At 75.1% G+C, this 22,257-nt stretch carries 15 protein-coding genes and 1 tRNA gene; 9 read left to right on the top strand and 7 right to left on the bottom strand.

Going from position 1 to position 22,257, the window contains the following annotated elements:
* The first annotated feature begins 2 nt into the window (after nucleotides 1-2).
* Genes uvrA through H4F90_RS08775 form a run of 6 tightly spaced genes read left to right on the top strand, consistent with a single transcriptional unit; the run spans nucleotide 3 to nucleotide 11,547 of the window.
* Complete coding sequence (uvrA, locus tag H4F90_RS08750) at nucleotides 3-5,939, top strand: excinuclease ABC subunit UvrA (RefSeq protein WP_182663609.1); 5,937 nt, start codon at nucleotides 3-5, stop codon at nucleotides 5,937-5,939.
* The gene (locus H4F90_RS08755) at nucleotides 5,932-7,104 is read left to right on the top strand and encodes a hypothetical protein (protein ID WP_182663611.1); all 1,173 of its coding nucleotides are present in this window, start codon (nucleotides 5,932-5,934) and stop codon (nucleotides 7,102-7,104) included. Before uvrA ends, H4F90_RS08755 begins: the two co-directional genes overlap by 8 nt.
* Nucleotides 7,101-8,591 carry a cytochrome P450 gene (locus tag H4F90_RS08760; RefSeq protein ID WP_182663613.1) on the top strand — a complete coding sequence of 497 codons (1,491 nt, stop codon included), beginning with the start codon at nucleotides 7,101-7,103 and terminating at the stop codon, nucleotides 8,589-8,591. The genes H4F90_RS08755 and H4F90_RS08760 overlap by 4 nt, the downstream gene beginning before the upstream one ends.
* On the top strand, nucleotides 8,588-8,932 hold the full coding sequence (locus H4F90_RS08765; protein WP_182663615.1) for a hypothetical protein: 345 nt from the start codon (nucleotides 8,588-8,590) through the stop codon (nucleotides 8,930-8,932). The genes H4F90_RS08760 and H4F90_RS08765 overlap by 4 nt, the downstream gene beginning before the upstream one ends.
* 21 nt (nucleotides 8,933-8,953) lie before the next feature.
* Nucleotides 8,954-10,273, top strand: coding sequence for an alpha/beta fold hydrolase (locus H4F90_RS08770; RefSeq protein ID WP_182663617.1), 1,320 nt, complete (start codon nucleotides 8,954-8,956; stop codon nucleotides 10,271-10,273).
* Nucleotides 10,270-11,547 (top strand): nucleotide disphospho-sugar-binding domain-containing protein, encoded by a 1,278-nt coding sequence (locus H4F90_RS08775; RefSeq protein WP_182663619.1) that lies wholly within the window; start codon nucleotides 10,270-10,272, stop codon nucleotides 11,545-11,547. The genes H4F90_RS08770 and H4F90_RS08775 overlap by 4 nt, the downstream gene beginning before the upstream one ends.
* 19 nt (nucleotides 11,548-11,566) lie before the next feature.
* Here H4F90_RS08775 and H4F90_RS08780 read toward each other — a convergent pair whose 3' ends face one another.
* From H4F90_RS08780 to H4F90_RS08805, 6 genes are all read right to left on the bottom strand, one after another.
* Nucleotides 11,567-12,910: a tetratricopeptide repeat-containing glycosyltransferase gene (locus tag H4F90_RS08780; RefSeq protein WP_182663621.1), complete on the bottom strand. Its 1,344-nt coding sequence runs from the start codon at nucleotides 12,908-12,910 to the stop codon at nucleotides 11,567-11,569.
* Nucleotides 12,911-12,996: 86 nt separating this feature from the next.
* Nucleotides 12,997-14,514, bottom strand: coding sequence for a pyridoxal phosphate-dependent decarboxylase family protein (locus H4F90_RS08785; RefSeq protein ID WP_182663623.1), 1,518 nt, complete (start codon nucleotides 14,512-14,514; stop codon nucleotides 12,997-12,999).
* A 58-nt stretch (nucleotides 14,515-14,572) separates the two neighbouring features.
* The gene (locus H4F90_RS08790; RefSeq protein WP_182663625.1) at nucleotides 14,573-15,361 is read right to left on the bottom strand and encodes an LON peptidase substrate-binding domain-containing protein; all 789 of its coding nucleotides are present in this window, start codon (nucleotides 15,359-15,361) and stop codon (nucleotides 14,573-14,575) included.
* 85 nt (nucleotides 15,362-15,446) lie between these two features.
* Nucleotides 15,447-16,400 (bottom strand): RNase adapter RapZ, encoded by a 954-nt coding sequence (gene rapZ / locus H4F90_RS08795; protein WP_182663627.1) that lies wholly within the window; start codon nucleotides 16,398-16,400, stop codon nucleotides 15,447-15,449.
* 61 nt (nucleotides 16,401-16,461) lie between these two features.
* On the bottom strand, nucleotides 16,462-18,207 hold the full coding sequence (gene recN, locus H4F90_RS08800) for a DNA repair protein RecN (protein WP_182663629.1): 1,746 nt from the start codon (nucleotides 18,205-18,207) through the stop codon (nucleotides 16,462-16,464).
* Nucleotides 18,208-18,291: 84 nt separating this feature from the next.
* A complete protein-coding gene (locus H4F90_RS08805) occupies nucleotides 18,292-19,200 on the bottom strand; it encodes an NAD kinase (protein WP_182663631.1) in 909 nt (302 codons plus the stop codon).
* Nucleotides 19,201-19,347: 147 nt separating this feature from the next.
* Between H4F90_RS08805 and hrcA the strand changes: the two genes are divergently transcribed.
* From hrcA to dut, 3 genes are all read left to right on the top strand, one after another.
* Nucleotides 19,348-20,370 (top strand): heat-inducible transcriptional repressor HrcA, encoded by a 1,023-nt coding sequence (gene hrcA, locus H4F90_RS08810; RefSeq protein ID WP_182663633.1) that lies wholly within the window; start codon nucleotides 19,348-19,350, stop codon nucleotides 20,368-20,370.
* Between the two features lie 48 nt (nucleotides 20,371-20,418).
* Nucleotides 20,419-20,495: transfer RNA gene (locus H4F90_RS08815), tRNA-Ile, on the top strand.
* 29 nt (nucleotides 20,496-20,524) lie between these two features.
* Nucleotides 20,525-21,001: a dUTP diphosphatase gene (gene dut, locus H4F90_RS08820; RefSeq protein ID WP_182663635.1), complete on the top strand. Its 477-nt coding sequence runs from the start codon at nucleotides 20,525-20,527 to the stop codon at nucleotides 20,999-21,001.
* Between the two features lie 43 nt (nucleotides 21,002-21,044).
* Here the strand turns inward: dut and H4F90_RS08825 are convergent, their stop codons facing one another.
* A complete protein-coding gene (locus tag H4F90_RS08825; protein WP_182663637.1) occupies nucleotides 21,045-22,244 on the bottom strand; it encodes an ammonium transporter in 1,200 nt (399 codons plus the stop codon).
* Nucleotides 22,245-22,257: the final 13 nt, after the last annotated feature.

Raw genomic sequence — 22,257 nt, forward strand, 5'->3', positions numbered from 1 at the left:
CCATGACGCAGGGTCGGATCCGCATCCGCGGTGCGCGGCAGCACAACCTCAAGAACCTCGACCTGGACCTGCGCACCGGCGAGCTGACCGTCGTCACCGGCCCCAGCGGCTCGGGCAAGTCCAGCCTGGTCTTCGACACCCTGTATGCCGAGGGCCAGCGCCGCTACGTCGAGACCTTCTCGGCCTATGCGCGCCAGTTCCTCGACCGCATGGACCGCCCGGCGGTCGACAGCGTCGACGGCGTGCCGCCCGCCATCGCCATCGACCAGACCAACCCGGTGCGCAGCAGCCGCAGCACGGTCGGCACGATGACCGAGCTGAACGACCACCTGAAGCTGCTCTTCGCGCGCGCCGCCCGGCTCTTCGACCGCGAGACCGCCCAGCCGGTGCGCGAGGACGACCCGCAGAGCGTGCACGCCGAGCTGCTCGCCCGCGCGCGGCCGGGCCAGCGCCTGATCGTCTGCTTCCCGGTCGAGCTGCCCGCCAGCGTCAGCGCCGAGGAGGTCGAGCAGTGGCTCTCGGCCAGCGGCTACACCCGCGTGCAGGCCGAGCGCGAAGCCCCGCCCGCCCCCGGCGCCGGCACGCCGATGAAGCAGCTCGACGTGGTCGCCGATCGCTTCAAGCTGCGCGACGAGGACGGCCAGCCGGCCGTCGAGGCCGCCCGCGTGATCGAGGCCCTGGAAACCGGCTTCCGCCGCGGCGCCGGCCGCCTGCATGTGCATGCCCTGCCGCTGGCGGACGGGGGAGAGGCTTCCGAGCCCCCGCTCTGGCGCTTCAGCCGCGGCCTGCACTGCCCCGACAGCGGCCTGCGCTACACCGCGCCCAGCCCGGCACTGTTCTCCTTCAACAGCCCGGCCGGGGCTTGCGAGACCTGCCGTGGCTTCGGCCGCGTGATCGGCGTGGACTGGGGCCTGGTTGTGCCCGATGGCCGCAAGACCCTGCGCGGCGGCGCCGTCAAGCCGCTGCAGACGCCGGCCTGGTCCGAATGCCAGGACGACCTGATGCGCCTGGCCGGGGAGGCCGGCATCCCCCGCGACACCGCCTGGGTGCAGATGAGCCCGGCCCAGCAGGCCTGGGTGATCGACGGCGACCCGGCCTACCAGGGCGTCTGGGGCAAGCAGTGGTACGGCCTGAAGCGCTTCTTCGACTACCTGGAGAGCAAGGCCTACAAGATGCACATCCGCGTGCTCTTGTCCAAGTACCGCAGCTACACCGGCTGCCCGGCCTGCGGCGGGGCGCGGCTCAAGACGGAGTCGCTGCTGTGGCGCCTTGGCGCCCCGGGCAGCGAGGCCCTGTTGCCCGCCGGCCAGCGCTTCCTGCCGCAGGGCGTGGCCTGGTCGCGCACCCAGCTCGAAGCCCTGCCGGGCCTGGGCCTGCACGACCTGATGCTGCTGCCGCTGGACCGGCTGCGCCAGTTCTTCGACGGCCTCAGCCTGCCCAGCAGCCTGCTCGACGAGGCCCTGGCCCTGCTGCTCGACGAGGTCCGCAAGCGCCTGAAGTACCTCTGCGACGTGGGCCTGGGCTACCTCAACCTCGACCGCCAGAGCCGCACCCTCAGCGGCGGCGAGGTGCAGCGCATCAACCTGACCACGGCCCTGGGCACCTCCCTGGTCAACACCCTCTTCGTGCTGGACGAGCCCAGCATCGGCCTCCACCCGCGCGACATGGACCGCATCGTCCGCGCCATGCACCGCCTGCGCGACGCCGGCAACACCCTGGTCGTCGTCGAGCACGACCCGGCCGTGATGCTGGCCGCCGACCGCGTGATCGACCTCGGCCCCGGTCCGGGCAGCCAGGGCGGGCGCATCGTCTTCGACGGGCCGCCCGAGGACCTGAAGGCCGCCGCCACCCTGACCGGCGCCTACCTCGGCGCGCGCCGCCGCATCGGCCTGGGCCTGGCCCGGCCGGTGACCGACAGCACGCCGCGCCTGATCCTGGAGGGCGCGCGGGAGCACAACCTGAAGGGCGTGAGCGCCGAGTTCCCGCTGCAGCGCCTGGTCGTCGTCACCGGCGTCAGCGGCTCGGGCAAGAGCACGCTGATCCAGGACGTGCTCTTCCCCGCCCTGGCCCGCCACTTCGGCCAGGCCAGCGAGACGCCCGGCGCGCACGAGCGGCTGATGGGCGCGGACTGGCTGGCGGATGCCGTCTTCGTCGACCAGAGCCCGATCGGCAAGACCGCGCGCTCCAACCCGGCCAGCTACGTCGGCGCCTTCGACGCCGTGCGGGCCCTCTTCGCCGCGGCGCCGCTGGCCCAGCAGCGCGGCTACGGCGCGGGCATGTTCAGCTTCAACGCCGGCGAGGGCCGCTGCCCGGGCTGCGGCGGCTCGGGCTTCGAGCATGTGGAGATGCAGTTCCTCAGCGACGTCTACCTGCGCTGCGGCGACTGCGAGGGCACGCGCTTCCGCGCCGAGCTGCGCGAGGTCACCATCGAGCGCGGCGGCCGCGCGCTCAGCATCGCCGACGTGCTGGAGCTGACCGTCGCCGACGCCCTGCGCCTCTTCGCCGAGGACCGCGAGGTCGTGCGCACGCTCGCGCCCATCGCCGAAGTCGGCCTGGACTACGTCAAGCTCGGCCAGCCCGTGCCCACCCTCAGCGGCGGCGAGGCCCAGCGCCTGAAGCTGGCCGGCTTCCTGGCCGAGGCCGCCAAGGCCACGCCGGCCAGCCGCCAGAAGCTGGCCAAGAAGGGCACGCTCTTCCTCTTCGACGAACCGACCACCGGCCTGCACTTCGACGACATCGCCAAGCTCATGCGCGCCTTCCGGCGCCTGCTGGAGGCCGGGCATTCGCTGATCGTGATCGAGCACAACCTCGACGTGATCCGCAGCGCCGACTGGCTGCTCGACCTCGGCCCCGAAGGCGGCGAGGGCGGCGGCCTGCTGGTGGCCGAGGGGCCGCCGGCCGCGGTGGCGCGGCATCCCGACTCGCACACCGGCGCGGCGCTGCGCTCCTACGAGGAAGCGCTGGGACGGGAGACGCCGGTGGCCGAGGCGGCGAACGACGCGGCGCCCCGGCTTCAGGCGGCCGAGTCGCGCAGCCCCTATGCCGCCGCACGGCCCGCCGCCGCCGAGGACGAGGGCCTGCCGCTGCAGACCGTGGCCCGCGCCGCGCGCGCCGGCACGCTCACGCGCGACGACGCGGGCGCGATCCAGATCGTCCACGCCCGCGAGCACAACCTGAAGGGCCTGAGCGTGGACATCCCGCGCGGCCGCTTCAATGTCATCACCGGCGTCAGCGGCTCGGGCAAGAGCACCCTGGCCTTCGACATCCTGTTCAACGAGGGCCAGCGCCGCTACCTCGAATCGCTCAATGCCTACGCGCGCAGCATCGTGCAGCCGGCCGGGCGGCCGGAGGTCGATGCGGTCTGGGGCATCCCGCCGACGGTGGCCATCGAGCAGCGCCTCTCGCGCGGCGGCCGCAAGAGCACGGTGGCCACGACCACCGAGGTCTGGCACTTCCTGCGCCTGCTCTACGTCAAGCTGGGCACCCAGCACTGCCCGCACTGCGCGGCCCAGGCCGAGGCCCAGGCGCGGTCCGAGGGCGGCGAGGCGCCGCCGCGCATCGCGGTGACGCCGCAGACGGCCGAGGCCATCGCCGCCCAGCTGCTGCGCGAGCACCGCGGCCAGCACATCGGCCTGCTCGCGCCGCTGGTGGTGAACCGCAAGGGCCTCTACACCGACCTGGCCAAGTGGGCCGCCCAGCGCGGCCACAGCCACCTGCGGGTGGACGGCCACTTCCTGCCGACCGCGCCCTGGCCACGGCTGGACCGCTTCAAGGAGCACACCCTGGAGCTGCCGGTCGGCGACCTGGTGGTCGACCCGGCCCAGGAAGCCCGCCTGCGCGAGCTGCTGGCCCAGGCCCTGGAACACGGCAAGGGCGTGGTCCACGTGCTGGCGCCGCTCGACGGCCTGCATGCCGCGCTGGCCAGTGGCGCGCCCACCGCGCGCATCGGCAAGCTCAAGGTCTTCTCGACCAAGCGCGCCTGCCCGCAGTGCGGCAGCAGCTTCCCCGAGCCGGACCCGAGGCTCTTCTCCTACAACAGCAAGCACGGCTGGTGCACCGACTGCGTCGGCACCGGCCTGGCCCTGAGCCGCGAGCAGCGCAAGGTCCTGGACGACAGCAAGCCCGACGAGGACCGCGGCCGCGAGAAGAGCTTTGCCGAGCCCGAGGTCGAGGACCTGGCCGACACGCCCTGCGGCAGCTGCCACGGCGCCCGCCTCAACCCCGTGGCCCTGGCCGTGCGCTTCCGCGACCGCAACCTCGCCGAGCTGGCCGCGCTGCCGGTGGCCGAGGCGCGGCGCTGGATCGAGAAGCTCAAGCTCGACGGCCGCGAGGCCGCCATCGCCCGCGACGTGGCCACCGAGATCAAGAGCCGGCTCAGCTTCCTGGAAGACGTCGGCCTCGGCTACCTGACGCTGGACCGCGCCGCGCCCACCCTGAGCGGCGGCGAGGCCCAGCGCATCCGCCTGGCCGCCCAGCTCGGCAGCCGGCTGCAGGGCGTGTGCTACGTGCTCGACGAGCCCACCATCGGCCTGCACCCGCGCGACAACCGCATCCTGCTCGACGCCCTGGCCCGCCTGGGCGCCGAGGGCAACACCCTGGTCGTCGTCGAGCATGACGAGGACACCATCCGCCGCGCCGACCATGTGATCGACATCGGCCCCGGCGCCGGTCGCCTGGGCGGGCGCCTGATCGCCGAGGGCACGGTGCAGACGCTGATCGACACGCCCGAATCCCTCACCGGCCGCTGCCTGGCCGAGCCCATGCGCCACCCCACCCGGCCGCGCCGGCCGGTGGCCGCCGACGGGCCGATGCTCGCCCTGCACGGCGCCCGCCTGCACAACCTGCAGGGCGTGGACCTGCGCGTGCCGCTGGGGCGCCTGGTGGCCGTCACCGGCGTCAGCGGCTCGGGCAAGAGCACGCTGGCGCGCGAGGTGCTGCTGGCCAATGTGCAGGCCGCGGTGGCGCTCAGCAGCACGGCGGCGGGCCGCGCCCGGCTGGCCGCGGGCCATCGGCCGGCCTGGGTGGGCTGCGAGCGGCTGGAGGGCTTCGGTGCGCTCGACCGCGTGCTGGAGGTCGACCAGACGCCGATCGGCAAGACGCCGCGCTCCTGCCCGGCCACCTACATCGGCTTCTGGGACACGATCCGCAAGGTCTACGCCGACACCCTGGAAGCGCGGGCGCGGGGCTACGGCCCGGGCCGCTTCAGCTTCAACACCGGCGAGGGCCGCTGCCCGGCCTGCGAGGGCCAGGGCGTGCTCACCATCGAGATGGCCTTCCTGCCCGATGTGAAGCTGCCCTGCGACCGCTGCCACGGCGCCCGCTTCAACGCCGAGACCCTGGCCGTGCGCTGGCGCGGCCGCAGCATCGGCGAGGTGCTGCAGATGCCGGTCGACGAGGCGGTGGACTTCTTCGCCACCATGCCCTCCATCGCCCGGCCGCTGCGCCTCTTGCGCGACGTCGGCCTGGGCTACCTGACCCTGGGCCAGCCCTCGCCGACGCTCTCGGGCGGCGAGGCCCAGCGCATCAAACTGGTCACCGAGCTGAGCAAGGTGCGCGAGGAGATCCCGCCGGAGGATGCGTCCGGAGCCGCGCCGGCGGATCCGCCCGCCAAGGCCCCGCGCCGCGGCCCGCCGCCGCCGCGCACGCTCTACGTGCTGGACGAGCCGACGGTCGGCCTGCACATGGCCGATGTCGCGCGGCTGATCCGCGTGCTGCACCGCCTGGTCGATGCCGGCCACAGCGTGGTCGTGATCGAGCACGACCTCGATGTGGTCGCCGAGGCCGACTGGGTGCTGGACCTCGGCCCCGAGGGCGGCTCCGGCGGCGGCCGCCTGGTGGCCGCCGGCACGCCCGAGCAGGTGGTGGCCGGCGGCAGCCACACCGGCGTCGCGCTGGCGCCGGTGCTGGCCCGCGGCAAGCCGGCAGCCGGGCATGGCTGAGGCCGGGCCACGCCATGTGCTGCTGGTCGGCGGCTTCGATCCGCACCCGCCACGCCATGTCCACCGCGCGATGCGTCGCACCCTGCGCGAGCGGCCGGCAGGCCGGCCGGCCCTGCACCTGGGGCCGCTGCAGCCGGTCGATGCCGGTCGCGCCGACTGGACCCTGAACGGGCCGTCCGGCCGTCCGGCCGTCCGCTTCAGCCTGCTGGCCTGGGACGACTGCGTGCGCCCGGCCTGGGTGGCGGGCCCCGGCCGCGCGCTGCGCGACGCGGCCTTCGTCTACCCGGCCCTGCTGCGCCAGGGCGTGCTGGGCCGCATCCGCCGCCTGGCTCGGCCGGCCCATGCCATGGCGGTGTTGCCGCTGGCCCTGGGCCTGGGCGGGCCGCTGGGCGGCGTGGCCCTGGCCGCAGGCGGGGCCGCGCTGGCCGGGGCGGGCGCCGCGCCGCTGCTGGCGGCTGCGGCCGCGGGCGGGCTGGGCGGGGCCGTGCTGGCCCACACCCTCGGCCGGCGCCTGCATGCCGACTGGCTGCTGCGGCTCTACGGCCATACCCGCGCGCAGGCCCTGGGCCGCACGCCCGCGCTGGAGGCGCGGATCGAGGCCTGGGCCACGGCCCTGATCGAGGCGGCCGAGGCCCTGGCCGCCGCCACGCCGGCCGGCGCGCCGCGCGGCGAGCTGCTGCTGGTCGGCCACAGCACCGGCAGCCTGCTGGCCGTTTCGGCCCTGGCCCGCGCGCTGCGGCGTGCGCCCGGGCTGGGTCGGCAGGGCCCGGCCCTGGCGATGCTGAGCCTGGGCCACTGCACGCCCATCCTGGCCGAACTGCCGGAGGCCAGCGCCTTCCGGGCCGAGCTGGCCACGCTGCGCGCCTGCGCGGCGCTGGACTGGCTGGACGTCAGCGCGCCGACCGACTGGGCCGGCTTCCCGCGCAGCGGTCCCTGGTACGGCGAGGACGGCCCGATGCGCCGCCGCCAGGTCTCGCCGCAGTTCCACAAGGCCCTGACGCCGGCCGCCTACGCCCGCCTCTTGAAGGACCGCCAGGCCCTGCACCTGCAATACCTGCGATCGCCCGAGCGGGCGGACGGCTACGATCCCTTCGAGCTGTTCGCCGGCCCGCATCCGCTGGCCGAGCGTCTGCGCTGGCCCTCGCCCTGGCAGCCTCCTGCATGAGCCGTTTCTGTCCGCACTACCCGCCGCCCGCCGCCCGCCGTCCCTCGCTGTGGACGATGTTCTTCAGCAAGCGGCGCTCCTGGCTCGACAGCCTGTACGCGCGCAGCTACACGATGAAGATGGGCGAGGTCCACCTGCCCGGGGTGGACCTCTACATGGTCAACGAGCCGGCCCTGGTGCGCCGCGTGCTCGTCGACGAGGCGGCCGCCTTCCCCAAGCACGCCATGCTCGGCGACGCCCTGCGGCCGCTGCTGGGCGACAGCATCTTCACCACCAATGGCGCGGTCTGGCAGCGGCAGCGCAGCCTGATGAACCCGTCCTTCGAGGCCACCCGCGTGCGCCATGTCTACGGCCGCATGCGCGATGCGGCCGAGGCCATGCTCGCGCGGCTGCGGGCCGTGCCCGACGGCAGCGAGCACGATCTCGAAACCGAGATGACCCATGTGGCCGCGGACATCATCCTGCGGACCATCCTCTCGCAGCCGCTCGACGGCGGCGATGCGCGCCGCATCTTCGAGGCCTTCGAGCGCTACCAGGCCCTGGCGCCGCGGCTGATGATGCCGGCCTTCTTCGGCCTGCGCTGGCTGCGGCCCTGGTGGCAGGTGCGGCGCAGCCGCCAGGCCGCCGAGGCCATCCGCAGCCTGCTGAGCGCGCTGATCCAGCCGCGCCATGCCGCCTTCCACGCCGCCCGGGCGGCCGACGCGAGGGCGGACGAGGGCGGCGACGACATCCTCGCCACCCTGCTGCAGGTGCGCGACCCGGCCACCGGCGAGGGCTTCCGTTTCGAGGAACTGGTCGACCAGGTCGCCATGCTCTTCCTGGCCGGCCACGAGACCTCGGCCAGCGCGCTGTCCTGGGCCCTGCACCTGCTGGCCCATGCGCCCGAGGTGCAGCAGCGTCTGCACGAGGAGGCGCTGCGCCAGCTCGGGCCCGGTCCGATGCCCGACGAGGTCGGCGCGGTCAAGGGCCTGGTGCTGGCACGCAATGTCTTCCGCGAGACGCTGCGGCTCTTCCCGCCGGTCGGCTTCCTGGCCCGGGAAGCGGCCCAGGCCTGCCCGATGCGCGACAAGAAGCTGCCGGCCGGCGCCTCGGTGCTGGTCTCGCCCTGGCTGATCCACCGCCACCGCGGCCTCTGGGCCGACCCGGACGTCTTCGACCCCGACCGCTACGGCGCCGAGGACGAGCCCGCGCCCGAGGTCGCCGAAGCCGCCGCCACCGAGGCCGAAGGCCCGGCCCTGCCCAGCGCCCGCGAGTCCCTGCGCCGTGCCTACCTGCCCTTCGGCCTGGGGCCGCGGGTCTGCATCGGCGCGGCCTTCGCCTGGCAGGAGGGCGCGCTCGTGCTGGCCACGCTGGCGCGCGAGTTCGTCTTCGAGCCGGTCGAGGGCCATGTGCCCGAGCCGGTCGGGCGCCTGACCATCCGGTCCGACAACGGCATCCGCCTGCGCATCCGCCGCCGGCCTGCCCCTGCCGCGCAGGAGGCCGCATGAAGGAACGCCTGGCCGGATTCCTGGTGATGACCGCGATCGTGCCGCTGGCCGTGCTCGGCTACCTGCTGCTGGTCTGGATCGGCTTCTTCGGCCGCACCGAGCGCGGCCGCGCCGGCGTGCGGGCGATGGACCATTTCGTCAACGCCACCCTGTTCAACGGCTATGCCTGGGAGTCGGTCTCCTCCCATGCCTGGCGCGCCCGCGACCGGCGCTGGGCGCGCGTCATCATCTGGCTGACCGACCGCGTGCAGAAGGACCACTGCCGCCGCGCGAACAAGCGCGAGCAGCCGCTGGTCGACCTGATGCTGGCCAAGGGCCTGCACAAGCAGACGGTGTTCTGAGCCACGGTGAACGAGGTCCCGATGTCCGCTGCCCCCCCGGCCGATCCGGCTGCGCCGCCCCACGCCCCGGTGCGTCGCCGCCGCGTCGCCTTCCTGTGCGGCTTCGACCCGCAGGGCCCCGCCCACTACCACCAGCTCTACCGCGAGCAGGCTGCCGCGGCCGCAGCCCTCGGCGGCTACGCGATCGAGGTGGGCCCGCGCCGCAAGGGGGGGGAGCTGCTGGCCAGCTGGTCGCTCACCGGCCGCTTTCCGGCCGTGCGGCCCGCCGCCCCGCCGGACGCTTCCGAGGGCCCGCCCGACCCGCCGGCCGAGCCCGTGCAGACCGTGCACACCCGCTTCGATTTCCTGCGCTGGGACGATGTCGTCCGCAATCACTGGCCGCGCGGCCGGGCCGCGCTCTTCGCCACCACGCTGCGCGGCAGCTGGGCCATGTGGCGCCGGGGCGTGATGCTGGAGACCCTGCGCAGCGCCTGGCCGATGTTCCTGGCCATCGCCCTGCCGGCCGCGCTGCTGCTGCTCGGCGCGCTGCTGGGCCTGGGCCTGCTGGCCGCCGCCGGCGGGCTGCTGGCCGGCGGGCAGGGGCTGGCGGCCCTGGCCCTGCTCGGTCTCGGCGGGCCGGCGCTGTGGCGCCTGGCCGTCTGGGCCGAGGCACGCAGCCACATGGCCTGGCTGATGCGCAGCCTGGCCTGCCTGGATCGCCAGGCCTGCGGCCGCACGCCCGATCTGGAGGCCCGGCTCGACGCCCAGGCCGAGCGCCTGGCCGACGAGCTGCTCGCTGCCGACGAGGACGAGTGGCTGGTCGTCGGCCACAGCTCGGGCGCGATGATGGCCGCCATCCTCCTGGCCCGCGCGCTCCAGCGCCTGGCCCAGGTCCCGGGCGCCCGTCCGCGCCCGGCCCTGGCCCTGCTGACCCTGGGCCATTGCAGCCCGCTGCTGGGCGCCCATCCCGCCGCCGTGGCCTACCGCGCCGAGCTGGCCCGGCTGCGCGCCACGCCCGGCCTGTGCTGGATCGACTATGCCGCCCCGCCCGACGGCTGCTGCTTCGCGCTGGCCGACCCCAGCCGCCATGCCCGGCCGCTGCAGCCCGGCCCCGGGGCGCCGCGTCTCTTCAACCCGCGCTTCGCGGAGGCCTTCGACCCGCCGGCCTATGCCGCGCTGCGGCGCGACAAGTTCCGCATGCACTTCCAGTACCTGATGGCCGGTGGCCGGCCGCCGGCCGCGGACGGCTACGACTACTTCGCGATCACCGCCGGCCCGCAGACCCTGGCCGCCCGCCATGCCGGCCGGCCCGGCGTGCGCGACTTCCGCCGCTTCCAGTGCCTGGGCGGGCCGCGCCGGTGAGCGGGGCCCGGCCGCCCATCGTCCTCGCCACGCTGGGCACGGCGGGCGACCTGCATCCCTTCCTGGCCATCGCCCGCGCGCTGCAGGAAGCCGGCGAACCGGTCCGCGTGCTGAGCCAGGCCGCGCACCGTGCCGCTGTCGAGGCGCGCGGCCTGCCCTTCACGCCCATCGCCGAGCTGCGCGCGAGCACGCGCTGCTTCGCCCATCCCAAGGTCTGGCATCCGATCGACGGCCTCGGCGTGTTCTGGCGCCACCTGCTGCTGCCGGCGCTGGCGCCGACGGTCGAGGCGCTGCGCGCGCTGCGCGCCGCCCATCCGCAGGCCCCGCTGCCGGTGCTGGCCGGGCCGCTGGTGCTGGGCGCACGCCTGCTGGCCGAGCTCGATCCCGGCCTGCGGCTGCTGACCGGGGTCACCGCACCCATGGCCTTGCGCTCGCTGGGCGATCCGCTCTGCCTCGGCGCCTGGACGGTGCCGCGCGCCGTGCCGCGGGCGCTGCGCCGCCTGCTGTGGGCCGGGCTGGACCGCTGGAAGCTCGACCCCCTGGCCGCGCCGGCGCTGAACCGCTGGCGGGCCGAGGCCGGCCTGCCGCCGCTGGGCCGCGGCATCTTCGGCGACTGGCTGCCCAGCCCGCGCGGCGTGCTCGGCCTCTACCCGGCCGATTTCGGTCCGCCGCCCGAGCCCGGCCGCGCCTGGCCGGTCGAGGCCCTGGGTTTTCCGCGGGACGAGCCCGGCCCGCGGCCCGCCGCCGTCGAGCCGGACGGTCCGCCGGGCCGCATCGTCGTCTACCCCGGCTCGGTGCCCACCCGCAGCCAGGATGCACTGGCCGAAGCCGCCTGGGCCCTGGCCGCCGCCGGCCGGCCGCTGGTCTGGATCGGCGCGCCGCCGCCCGCCTGGGCCGGCCGCCCGCGTCCCGCCGGCCTGCGCGACACGCCCTGGACGGCGCTGCCCCAGGCCCTGGCCGGCGCCGCGCTCTTCGTGCACCACGGCGGCATCGGCGCCACCGCCCAGGGCCTGGCCGCCGGCCTGCCCCAGGTGCTGCTGCCCTCGGCCTACGACCAGTTCGACAACGCCGAGCGCTACGCCCTGGGCTTCGGCCCGCGGCCGCCGCGCTGGGCGCTGCACCGCCTGCCGCTGCGCGAGCGCCTGGAGGCCGCGCTGGCCGAAGCGCCGCCCGCGCGCGCCGCACCCGACCCGGCCGACTACAGCTGGGCCGGCGCGCCGAACGCCGCCGTGCGCCGCGCGGTCGAGCGCCTGCGCGCCCTGCGTTCGGCCTGAATCCGCCCGGCCCCGGGCCTCAGCCGCAGGCGGCGAGGCGTGCCTTGACCGCCTCGACCTGCCCGGCCGGCACGCTGCCCTCGTTGAGCGCGCGCAGCAGCAGGGTGCGCGCGGCCGGCTTCTCGCCGGTCTGCATCAGGATCAGGCTCAGCTCGTCGAGGCGGCGCCAGCCGTAGCAGTCGCTCTCGACGAAGAGGTGGTCGCCGCCGGGCTTGAGCCGCATGGCATCGACGATCACCGCCCGGGCCGAGGCCCAGCGCCCGGCCCGCCGCAGGTAGCCGGCCAGGGCCACCGGCACCTCGGCCCGGCTGGGGCGGAAGTCGTAGGCGCGCAGGTAGGCGTCGATCACCTCGGCCGCGGGCCGCGCCAGGCGCTCGCGCAGGCGGGCGGCAAGGTACATGGCGCACCAGACCTCCTGGTCCCAGCCGCCCATCGCGACGCGGGCCTCGTAGGCGTCCAGTGCGCGTTCCAGCTCGCCCGCGCCCATCCAGCTCTGCGCCAGGTAGAACTGGTAGCGGGTGTTGCCAGGTTCGCTGCGCAGCGCGGCCTCCAGCACCTGCGCATCCTCGCGCGACTTGTTCGGGTTGCGCGCCCGCGCGCCGTCGCGGGTGTAGATGACATGCGGCCCGTCGAGCTCGACCGGGTGGATGGCCTTGCCGCAGTCGATGTACTCGTGCAGCACGCCGATGTAGCGCCAGGGCAGCCGGGCATCGACCAGGCTGGTGCGCAGGTAGCGCAGCGTGCCGTCGTGCATGCGCAGGCTGTAGGCCGGCGCGTTCAGCGGCTGTGGCAGCGTCCAGCCGGGAGGCAGCGCGAGGATTTCGTCCGCATCGATCACCAGCAGGTAGTCGCTGTGCGGCCGGGCCAGGTCCAGGGCCTCGCTGCGGTTGTGGCCGAAATCGCGCCAGGGCCGCTCGTGCAGCTCGCCGGGCAGGCCGAGCTCGGCGGCCACCGCACGGACCACGTCCTGCGTGCCGTCGCTGGAGCCGGTGTCGACGAGGGTGTAGCGGTCGATCAGCGGGGCCACGCTGCGCAGGCAGCGGCCGATCACCGTGGCCTCGTCCTTCACGATCATGCACAGGCCGATGCGTGGCCTGGCGGCGGGCAGGCCGAGCTGGGGCAGGGCCGGCATCTGCAGGGCCGGGCGCGTCGCCGCGGCGGGCGCGGCCGGCGGGGGCACCGTGGCCGCGGCGGTTGGGGTGGCAGGGGCGGCGCCCGCGGCCGGCCGGGGCGCGGCGCGGGTGATCGTCATGCCCCCCTGGCGGCGCACGGCGGGCGCTGCCGCGTCCGCTGCGGGGGCAGGGGCCGGCGCGGGGGCCGGACCGACCGGGCTGGGGATGGGGCGACGCGGCAGCGGGTCCATCGGCATCGTCGGGGGAGGGTCGGAAGATCGGAGGGGCCGCCGGGTTCCTGCGACCGTCGGGCCGGCTTCGGGGGCCGGGCGGGGTCTCAGTCTCCCACGGCCCCGGGATCGAGCCGGGCGGCCAGCTCGCCCGGCAGGCGGGCCAGCCCTTCGGGCGCGCTGCCCAGGCCCTGCACGACGCAGGCGCGCAGCCAACGCGGTGCACCGGCGGCCGGGGCGGTCTCGTCCGGCCCCGCCAGGCGCACCGCGCTGAGCGCGGCATGGCCGTCGGCGCGCAGCCGGGCCAGCAGCTGGCCGACCGCCGCATCGCCGCCGGCGCGCGGGCGGAAGGTCTGCACCCCCAGCGCCCCGGGGCCGCCGACGAAGGCCGGGCTGGCCTGCAGCGCGGCGCGCAGGGCGGCCGCACCGTCCAGCTCGGCCCGCAGGCTGGCGCGCAGGCCCTGGGCCCCGGCGGCCTGCAGGCTCAGCCAGAGCGGCAGGGCGCGGAAGGGCCGGCTGTTCTCGGGGCCGCATTGCGAGGGGTCGGGGGCCGGGTCCGCCGCCGGCTCGGCCTCCGCGTAATAGGGCGGGGCGTCGGCAAAGGCGGCGGGCAGCGTCTCGGGCCGGCGCAGCAGCAGCGCGCCGCAGCCCAGGGGCTGGTGCAGGGCCTTGTGCGGGTCCAGGGCCAGGGAGTCGGCCTGGTTCAGTCCGGCCGGATCGGCCAGGGCGCTGGCGCCGCAGGCGGCCAGCCGGTCGCTGCCACCCGGCTCGGCCTGCAGCGCGGCATAGGGGGCCCCATAGGCGCCGTCGATGTGCAGCCACAGGTCCTCGCGTCGGGCGAGCGCGGCCAGCGCCGCCAGCGGATCGACCGCACCGCTGCCCACCGTGCCGGCATGGGCCACCAGCAGCCAGGGGATGCGGCCGGCGCGGCGGTCGGCGGCCAGGGCGCGGGCCAGGGTCTCGGGCTGCAGGCGCTGCTCGGCATCGACCGGCAGGCGGCGCAGGCCGCGCGCGCCCAGGCCGGCCAGGCGCAGGGCGCGGTCCAGCCAGTGGTGGCTGGCGGCCGAGGCATAGGCCACGAGCTGCGGGCCGCGCGCGCCCAGGCCTTCCTCGTGCCAGCCCGGGCAGGCGCGGGCCAGGGCGGCCCAGACGGCGGTCTGCCCGGCCGCGCTGCCGCCGCCCAGCAGCAGGCCGCCGCGCAGGGCGGGCGCGCCGACCAGCTCGGCCAGCCAAGCCAGGGTCTGGGCCTCGATCGCGCAGGCCAGCCCGGCCATGCGCCGCAGGCCGAGGTTGGCCTGCAGGCCGGCCGCCAGCAGGCTGCCGAGCACGGCGAACGGGTCCACGGGCGCGGTGATGTAGGCCAGGGCGCGGGGGTGGTCCGGTGGCGGCAGGCCCTCGAGCAGCAGCGGCAGGGCCTGGGCGAGCACGGCGTCCGCCGGCCGGCCGGCTTGTGGCAGCGGGGCATGCAGCTCGAGTCGGCAGGGCTCGGGGGCCGGCCAGGCCCGGCCCGGGGCAGCGGCGGCCGGGCCGGCCGCGCCGCCGGCCAGGGGATCCCGCAGCCGCGCGGCCAGGGTGGCGAGCAGGGCCTGCCCGGCCGCTGCCCAGGCCCGGGCGGGAGGGTCCACGGCCTGCCCGTTACCCGGCGGCGGGGCCGTCGTCCGGCTCATGCCCGTTCACACCTGCTCAGCCGACCAGGCCCTGGCCGCGCAGCTGGGTGGTGACTTCGGCGAGGCGCGCGAGCGGATCGGCCTCGGCCATCAGGCGCTGCTTGCGGGTCAGCGGCAGCGGCAGCAGCTCGGCCCAGCGGTTGGCGACCCAGCCGGCGTCGTCCAGCCGCAGGGGCGGCGTGACCGGGGCCTGACCGCGCGCGGCCAGGCGGTGCAGCACGGCGGCCAGGGCCGAGCCGGGGCCGGGGCCGAGCGGCCGGTCGCCGAGGTCTTCGGCGAGGGCTTCGGCATGGGTCTGCGGCCGGGCGCCGGGTTCAGCCGGCAGGGCGCGCGGCGGGTCGTCGGGCAGGGCGCGCACGGTGGCGAGCCAGAGGCCGTCCTCGCGCTGGCGCGGCGGCGCGGCGCGGTCCTGCGGCTCGACCCCGACGCTGCCGCGACCGCCGAGCACGCGGAAGCGCGAGCCGCCACGGCAGGCGATGCGCAGCACGCCGTCGGGGGCGCGGTCCCAGTCCTCGATGCCGGCCAGGCAGCCGACGCCGGCAAAGGGCAGGCCGGCCGTGCGGCGGCCGGTCGGGCGCGCCTCGTCCGCGACCTCCTCGGCACCCGCGGCGGCCTGCACCTCGCTGCCGCGCCGCAGCATGACGATGCCGAAGGGCGTGCCGTCGCGCAGGCAGTCCGAGACCATGGCCAGGTAGCGGGGCTCGAAGATCTGCAGCGGCAGCCGGCCGCCGGGGAAGAGCACGAGGCGCAGCGGGAAGATCGGCAGTTCGAAAGGCGCCAGGGAGGGGGCGGTCGGTGGGCGCATGACAGGGCCGGGCGAAGGGGCGGGGGCGGGCGCTGCGAGGCCGGAGCGCTCGAGGGGCGTGACGGGCGGGGCGTCCGGCCGGCGCTCAGCGCCGGTCGAGTTCGCGGTGGCGCAGCAGCACCGCGCCGAGGTGGGCGCAGGCCGGATCGCCGGCCGCGCGGGCCGCGCGGAAGCGCGCGGCAAGCTGCTCGGCGGCATGCACCGAGCGGTGCTGGCCGCCGGTGCAGCCGATGGCCACGGTCAGCGAGGCGCGCTGGTCGCGCGCGTAGTCGGGCAGCCAGCGGCGCAGGAAGTCGGCGATGCGCTCGTGCATCTCCAGCACCTCGGGCTGGGCCTGCAGCCAGTCGGCGACGGGCGCATCGCGGCCGGTCAGCGCGCGCAGCCCGGCCTCGTAGTGCGGGTTGGGCAGCACGCGCAGGTCGAAGACGAGGTCGGCATCCAGCGGCACGCCGGCCTTGAAGGCAAAGGACTCGAAGGCCAGGCTGAGCGCACCCGGCGGCGCATCGACGAGCTGCCGCAGGCGCGCGCGCAACTGGCTGGCCGCGAGCAGGCTGGTGTCGATCACGGTGGCGGATTCGCGCAGCTCGGCCAGCAGCTCGCGCTCCAGCTCGATCGCATCGACCAGGGCGCGGTGGGCGGTGTCGGCATCCTCCGCGGCGGGGTCGGCCGGCCGGCTCAGCGGGTGGCGGCGGCGCGTCTCAGCATAGCGGCGCACCAGCGCCTCGGTGCGGGCGTCGAGAAAGATGACCTGCACTGGCGTGCCACGGCTGCGCAGGGCGGCCAGGCCGGGGCCGAGGTGGCAGAGCGAGTGCGCGGCGCGCACGTCCATGGCGATGGCCACGCGGCGCGGCGGGCTGCCGGGTTCGGTTTCCAGCGCGACGAAGGCGCCGAGCAGCTCGGGCGGCAGGTTGTCGACGCAGTAGAAGCCGGCATCCTCCAGCGCTCGCAGGGCCACCGATTTGCCCGAACCCGAAATGCCGGTGATCAGCACCAGCTCGGGATGGCTCGGCGGCGGCGGGAAAGTCAGGGCATCCGGCATGCGGCGCAGCCTAACAAACCCGCGCCGGCCCCTGCGCACCGCAGGCTGTGCCCTGCGGCCCTCAGCGTGCGGTTTTGAGCGGCGTGACCGGGGCCGGCGGCCGACGGCTGGTCTCGGCGGCCAGCAGGCTGCGCGCATGGGCGCGGCTGGTGGCCGCCTCGCCACCGAGCATGCGGGCGAGCTCGTCCACCCGGGCGGCCTGATCCAGGGCCTCGACGGCGCTGTGCGTGCGGCCGGCCACGGTCTGCTTGCGCACCACGTAGTGATGGTTGGCGGAGGCCGCCACCTGCGGCAGGTGGGTGACGGCGAAGACCTGACGCTCGCGGCCCAGGCGGTGCATCAGCGCGCCCACGGCATCGGCCACCGCGCCGCCGACGCCCGCATCGATCTCGTCGAAGATCAGCGTGTCCACCCCCGGCAGCGGGTCGGTGCCCGGCCGCGGGCTGCTGCAGGTGCTGACGGCGATGGCCAGCGCGATGCGAGACAGCTCGCCGCCCGAGGCCACCCGGGCCAGCGCCCGCGGCGTCGCGCCGGCATGGCCGGCGACGCGGAACTCGATCAGGTCCTGGCCGTGGCGCTGCGGCTCGGGCAGCGGCTCGACCGCCACCTCGAACACGCTGCCGGCCATGCCGAGCTGCTGCAGGGCCGTGCTGACTTCACCGGCCAGGCGCGGCGCGGCCTTCAGCCGTGCGCGCCGCGCGGCCTCGGCCTGGTGGCGGTAGGCCGCCCAGGCCTGGTCGACCGCCGCCTCCAGGGCGGGGAGGTCGCTCTCGGCGTCGAGCCGTGCGCGCTCGGCCTGCCACTGCGCCAGCAGCGTCGGCAGGGCCTCGGGCGGCTGGCGGAAGCGCCGCGCCAGGGCCAGCCAGCTGCCCAGGCGCTCGTCGAGCTCGCCCAGGCGCTGCGGGTCCAGGCCTTCGCCATGCAGGCGATGGGCGAGCTCGCGGCTGCTGTCCTCGATCAGGGCCTGCACCTGGCGCAGGGTGTCGATCGGGCCGCTCAGGCTGTTGTCGTGCACCCAGACGGCTTCCAGCCGGTCCACGGCCGCGTCGACGCAGCCGGCCGCGCCCGGGCCTTCGGCGGCGTCCCCGCCGTTCAGCGCCGCCCCCGCGGCGGCCAGGGCATCGAGGATGGCCTGGGCATGGCTGAGGCGGCGGTGCTCGGCCTCCAGCTCGGCCCATTCACCGTCCGCGGGGTTCAGGCGCTCGACCTCGCCGATCTGCCAGACCAGGCGCTCGCGTTCGGTCTCGCGTTCGGCCTGGCGGCTGCGCGCGGCGTCCAGACGCTCGCGGGCCTGCTTCCAGGTGGCGTGGGCCGCGGCCAGTGCGCCGGTGTCCACGCCGGCCCGGCTGTCGAGCAGTGCGCGCACCGGCTCGGGGCGGGTCAGGCCCTGCCAGGCGTGCTGGCCGTGGATGTCGACCAGCCACTCGCCGAGCTCGCGCAGCTGGCTGACGGTGGCGGGCGCGCCATTGATCCAGGCGCGGCTCTTGCCCTGGCTGTCGACGGTGCGGCGCAGCAGCAGGCTGCCGCCGCCGAGGCCGTCGGGGTCGGCGGCGGAATCGAAGCCCCCGTCGGACAGCCAGCCGGCCAGGCCCTCGGGCGTGTCGAACTCGGCGGCGATCTCCGCCCGTGCCGCGCCCTCGCGCACGACACCGCTGTCGGCCCGCTGGCCCAGGGCCAGTTGCAGGGCATCGATCAGGATGGACTTGCCGGCCCCGGTCTCGCCGGTCAGCGCGGTGTAGCCCGGCCCGAACTCCAGTTCGAGGGCGGGCACGATGACGAAGTCACGCAGGCTCAGTCGGCGCAGCATGGCAAGGGGCTCGGTGGGGGCCGGATCGGAAGCGTGGATTGTGCGCAGGGGCTGCTGACCGTGTGGCGATGGGGCCCGCGGCCCTCAGTCGCCGCTGCCCGGGCCGCTGCTGCCTTCGTTCCAGCGCAGCTTGCGGCGCAGCGTGGCGTAGTAGCTCCAGCCGCGCGGATGCAGGAAGCGCACCCGGTGCGCGCTGCGCCGCACCAGGATGCGGTCGCCGTGCAGCAGGCTGGCCAGGCCCTGGTGGTCGAAATTCAGGCTGCAGTCGCGGCCGGCGACGATCTCGATCGCGACCTCGCCCGAATCCGGCAGCACGATCGGCCGGTTCGACAGCGAGTGTGGCGCGATCGGCACCAACACCCAGCCGGCGATGCCCGGATGCAGCAGCGGCCCGCCGGCCGAGAGCGCATAGGCCGTGGAGCCGGTCGGCGAGGCGATGATCAGGCCGTCGGCGCGGAAGTTGGCGACGAAATCGCCCTGCACCTCCACGCGCATCTCGACCATGCCGGAGATGCCGCCGCGGGTGACGACCACATCGTTGACGGCATGGCCCTCGAAGATGGTGCGGCGCAGGCTGCCGCCTTCATCGCGGGTCACGCAGCCGGCCAGCATGGTGCGCTGCTCTTCCTCGTAGTCGCCGGCGATCATCGGCGCCAGGGTCTCGCGCAGGGCTTCCAGCGGGATGTCGGTGATGAAGCCGAGCCGGCCCTGGTTGATGCCCACCAGCGGCACGTTCTGCGGTGCGAGCTGGCGGGCCACCGCCAGCATCGTGCCGTCGCCCCCGACGACCACGGCCAGGTCGCAGTGACGGCCGATCTGCTCGGGCGGCAGCACCGGGTGCTCGCCCAGTCCGGTGTTCAGCGCGGTGGCCTCGTCCAGCGAGACCTCCAGGCCCTGGCTCAGCAGGAAGTCGGCCACCTGGGCCAACACCCGGCGGCTGCCGGGGGCCTGGTACTTGCCCACGAGGGCCGCATGTTTGAAGCGCGCGGGCATGAGGAATGCAGGAGAGGGTGTCGAAAAATTACACCACAGCCCCCTGCGCCCGCCGGCCGCGGCAGCCTGGGGGGAACCCGCTGCCCGCACGGTCCCGGTGCGCCCCCCGGGGCCAGGGGTCAGGAGCGCCCTCCTAGAATCCGCGCCATGCTGGACGACCGCGCCAAGACCCTGCTGAAGACCCTGGTCGAGCGCTACATCGCCGACGGGCAGCCAGTCGGCTCGCGCACCCTGTCGCGGGCCTCGGGCCTGGAACTGAGCCCCGCGACCATCCGCAACGTGATGGCCGATCTGGAAGATCTCGGCCTGATCGCCAGCCCGCACACCAGCGCCGGCCGCGTGCCCACCGCCCGCGGCTACCGGCTCTTCGTCGACACCATGCTCACCGCGCGGCCGCTCGATGCCGCCCAGGTGCTGCCCCCCGAGGGGGCCGCGCCGCTGGCGCCGGACCAGCCGCAGCGCGTGATCGCCCATGCGGCGCAGATGCTGTCGAGCCTGTCGAGTTTCGTCGGCGTGATCACCGCACCGCGCAAGGCCGGCGTCTTCCACCACATCGAGTTCCTGCGCCTGGGCGAGCGGCGCGTGCTGGTCATCCTGGTCGCGCCGGACGGCGATGTGCAGAACCGCCTGATCGTCACGGCGCAGGACTTCACCGCCGCCCAGCTCATCGAGGCCACCAACTTCATCAACGCGCACTACGCCGGCCTGACGCTGGACGCGGTGCGCGAGAAGCTGCACACCGAGGTGGACGCCCTGCGCGGCGAGATCGCCCAGCTCATGCAGGCCGCCGTGCAGATGGGCAGCGCCGCCGCGGGCGAGCCGGCCGAGCAGCTCGTCGTCAGCGGCGAGCGCAATCTGCTGACCGTGCAGGACTTCTCCAGCGACCTCGGCAGCCTGCGCAAGATGTTCGAGCTCTTCGAGCAGAAGACCCAGCTCATGCGCCTGCTGGAGGTCTCCAGCCGCGCCGAGGGCGTGCGCATCTACATCGGCGGCGAGAGCCAGTTCGTGCCCTACGAGGAGCTGTCGGTCGTCTCCGCGCCCTACACGGTCGACGGCCAGGTCGTCGGCACCCTGGGCGTGATCGGCCCGACCCGCATGGCCTACGAGCGCATGATCCAGATCGTGGACATCACCTCGCGCCTGGTCGGCCAGGCGCTCAGCCAGAAATAGGGCGGGAGGCCGCCCCGGCGCCGCGCCACAATGTGCGGCTTGCCCTGGGGGCCGGAAGCTTAAGCGGTATAAGCAAGCGACTCATAATCGTTCGACAGTGGGTTCGAGTCCCACCCGGCCTACCACCCCTGGCCTTCTGTCGCGACCCGCCCCGATGTCCCTGCCCAACGAGATCGAGATCCGCGTGCTCGATGCACGTCTGAACGACTGGGGTCTGCCGCGCTACCAGACCGCGCTGGCGGCTGGTCTCGACCTGATCGCCTGCCTCGATGCCCCGCTGACGCTGGAGCCGCAGGCCCCGGCCGTGCTCATCCCCAGCGGCCTGGCCCTGCACATGAATGCCGAGGGCCTTTGCGCGATGGTGCTGCCCCGTTCCGGCCTGGGCCACAAGAAGGGCCTGGTGCTGGGCAATGGGGTGGGCCTGATCGATGCGGACTACACCGCCCAGCTCTACATCAGCGCCTGGAACCGCAACCCGGCCGGCAGCGGCTCCGCCCTCACCGTGCAGCCGGGCGAGCGCATCGCGCAGCTGGTCTTCGTGCCGGTGCTGCGGCCGGCGCTGCGGGTGGTCGAGCAGTTCAGCGCCGGCAGCGCGCGCGGCGCGGGCGGCTTCGGCTCGACGGGGGTCTGAGGCCCGCAGGCCGGACAGGCGGCGGGGCCGCCCGCGGCCGGTTTCAGCCTTCGCTCTCGGGCGTGGCGCGGATCTTGTGGATCGCCAGGTCGGCGCCGAGGTATTCCTCCTCCGCATCCAGCCGCAGACCGACCACGGCCTTGATCAGGCCGTAGACCAGGGTGCCGCCCAGCCCGGCGATCAGCACCCCGGCCAGCGTGCCGACCAGTTGTGCGCCGAAGCTCACCCCGCCCAGGCCGCCGAGCGCCGTGCTGCCGAACAGGCCGGCCGCCAGGCCGCCCCAGGCGCCGCACAGGCCGTGCAGCGGCCAGACGCCCAGCACGTCGTCGATCTTCAGCTTGTTCTGCGTGATGACGAACATCTTCACGAACAGCGCGCCGGCCACGCCGCCGGTGATCAGGGCGCCCAGCGGATGCATCAGGTCCGAGCCGGCGCAGACGGCGACCAGGCCGGCCAGCGGGCCGTTGTAGGCAAAGCCCGGGTCGTTGCGGCCCAGGGCCCAGGCGACGAGCGTGCCGCCGACCATGGCCATCAGCGAGTTCACCGCGACCAGGCCGCTGACCTTGTCGACGGTCTGCGCGCTCATCACATTGAAGCCGAACCAGCCGACGGTGAGGATCCAGGCGCCCAGGGCCAGGAAAGGGATGTTCGAGGGCGGGTGCGCGGCGCTGACCCGGCCGTCGCGGCCGTAGCGGCCGCTGCGCGCACCGAGCAGGATGACCGCCGGCAGGGCGATCCAGCCGCCGACCGCATGCACGACGACCGAGCCGGCGAAATCGTGGAAGGGCTGGCCGAACCCGGCCGTCAGCAGCTCCTGCAGGCCGAAGCGGCCGCCCCAGACCATGCCCTCGAACAGCGGGTAGATGCCGCCGACGATCGCGAAGGTCGCGGCCAGCTGCGGATTGAAGCGGGCCCGCTCGGCGATGCCGCCGGAGATGATGGCCGGGATGGCGGCCGCGAAGGTGAGCAGGAAGAAGAACTTCACCAGCTCGAAGCCGTTGCGCGCGCCCAGCTCGGCGGCCGGCACCAGGAAGCCCACGCCGTAGGCCACGCCGTAGCCGATGAAGAAGTACGCCAGGGTCGAGACGGCGAAGTCGACCAGGATCTTCACCAGCGCATTCACCTGGTTCTTGTGCCGGACGGTGCCGAGCTCCAGGAAGGCGAAGCCCGCATGCATCGCCAGCACCATGATGGCGCCAAGAAGGATGAACAGCGTGTCGCTGCCCGCTTTCAGTTCGTCCATGCCGACCTCGTCT

Origin of the sequence: Aquariibacter albus (assembly GCF_014145335.1) — a bacterium.
Taxonomy (GTDB): domain Bacteria; phylum Pseudomonadota; class Gammaproteobacteria; order Burkholderiales; family Burkholderiaceae_C; genus Aquariibacter; species Aquariibacter albus.

Bases quoted from the DNA above. Each gene is read 5' to 3' on its own strand.
- uvrA (WP_182663609.1), top strand. From the start codon at position 3: ATGACGCAGGGTCGGATCCGCATCCGCGGTGCGCGGCAGCACAACCTC.
- H4F90_RS08755 (WP_182663611.1), top strand. From the start codon at position 5,932: ATGGCTGAGGCCGGGCCACGCCATGTGCTGCTGGTCGGCGGCTTCGAT.
- H4F90_RS08760 (WP_182663613.1), top strand. From the start codon at position 7,101: ATGAGCCGTTTCTGTCCGCACTACCCGCCGCCCGCCGCCCGCCGTCCC.
- H4F90_RS08765 (WP_182663615.1), top strand. From the start codon at position 8,588: ATGAAGGAACGCCTGGCCGGATTCCTGGTGATGACCGCGATCGTGCCG.
- H4F90_RS08770 (WP_182663617.1), top strand. From the start codon at position 8,954: ATGTCCGCTGCCCCCCCGGCCGATCCGGCTGCGCCGCCCCACGCCCCG.
- H4F90_RS08780 (WP_182663621.1), bottom strand. From the start codon at position 12,910: ATGGACCCGCTGCCGCGTCGCCCCATCCCCAGCCCGGTCGGTCCGGCC.
- H4F90_RS08790 (WP_182663625.1), bottom strand. From the start codon at position 15,361: ATGCGCCCACCGACCGCCCCCTCCCTGGCGCCTTTCGAACTGCCGATC.
- rapZ (WP_182663627.1), bottom strand. From the start codon at position 16,400: ATGCCGGATGCCCTGACTTTCCCGCCGCCGCCGAGCCATCCCGAGCTG.
- recN (WP_182663629.1), bottom strand. From the start codon at position 18,207: ATGCTGCGCCGACTGAGCCTGCGTGACTTCGTCATCGTGCCCGCCCTC.
- H4F90_RS08805 (WP_182663631.1), bottom strand. From the start codon at position 19,200: ATGCCCGCGCGCTTCAAACATGCGGCCCTCGTGGGCAAGTACCAGGCC.
- hrcA (WP_182663633.1), top strand. From the start codon at position 19,348: ATGCTGGACGACCGCGCCAAGACCCTGCTGAAGACCCTGGTCGAGCGC.
- dut (WP_182663635.1), top strand. From the start codon at position 20,525: ATGTCCCTGCCCAACGAGATCGAGATCCGCGTGCTCGATGCACGTCTG.
- H4F90_RS08825 (WP_182663637.1), bottom strand. From the start codon at position 22,244: ATGGACGAACTGAAAGCGGGCAGCGACACGCTGTTCATCCTTCTTGGC.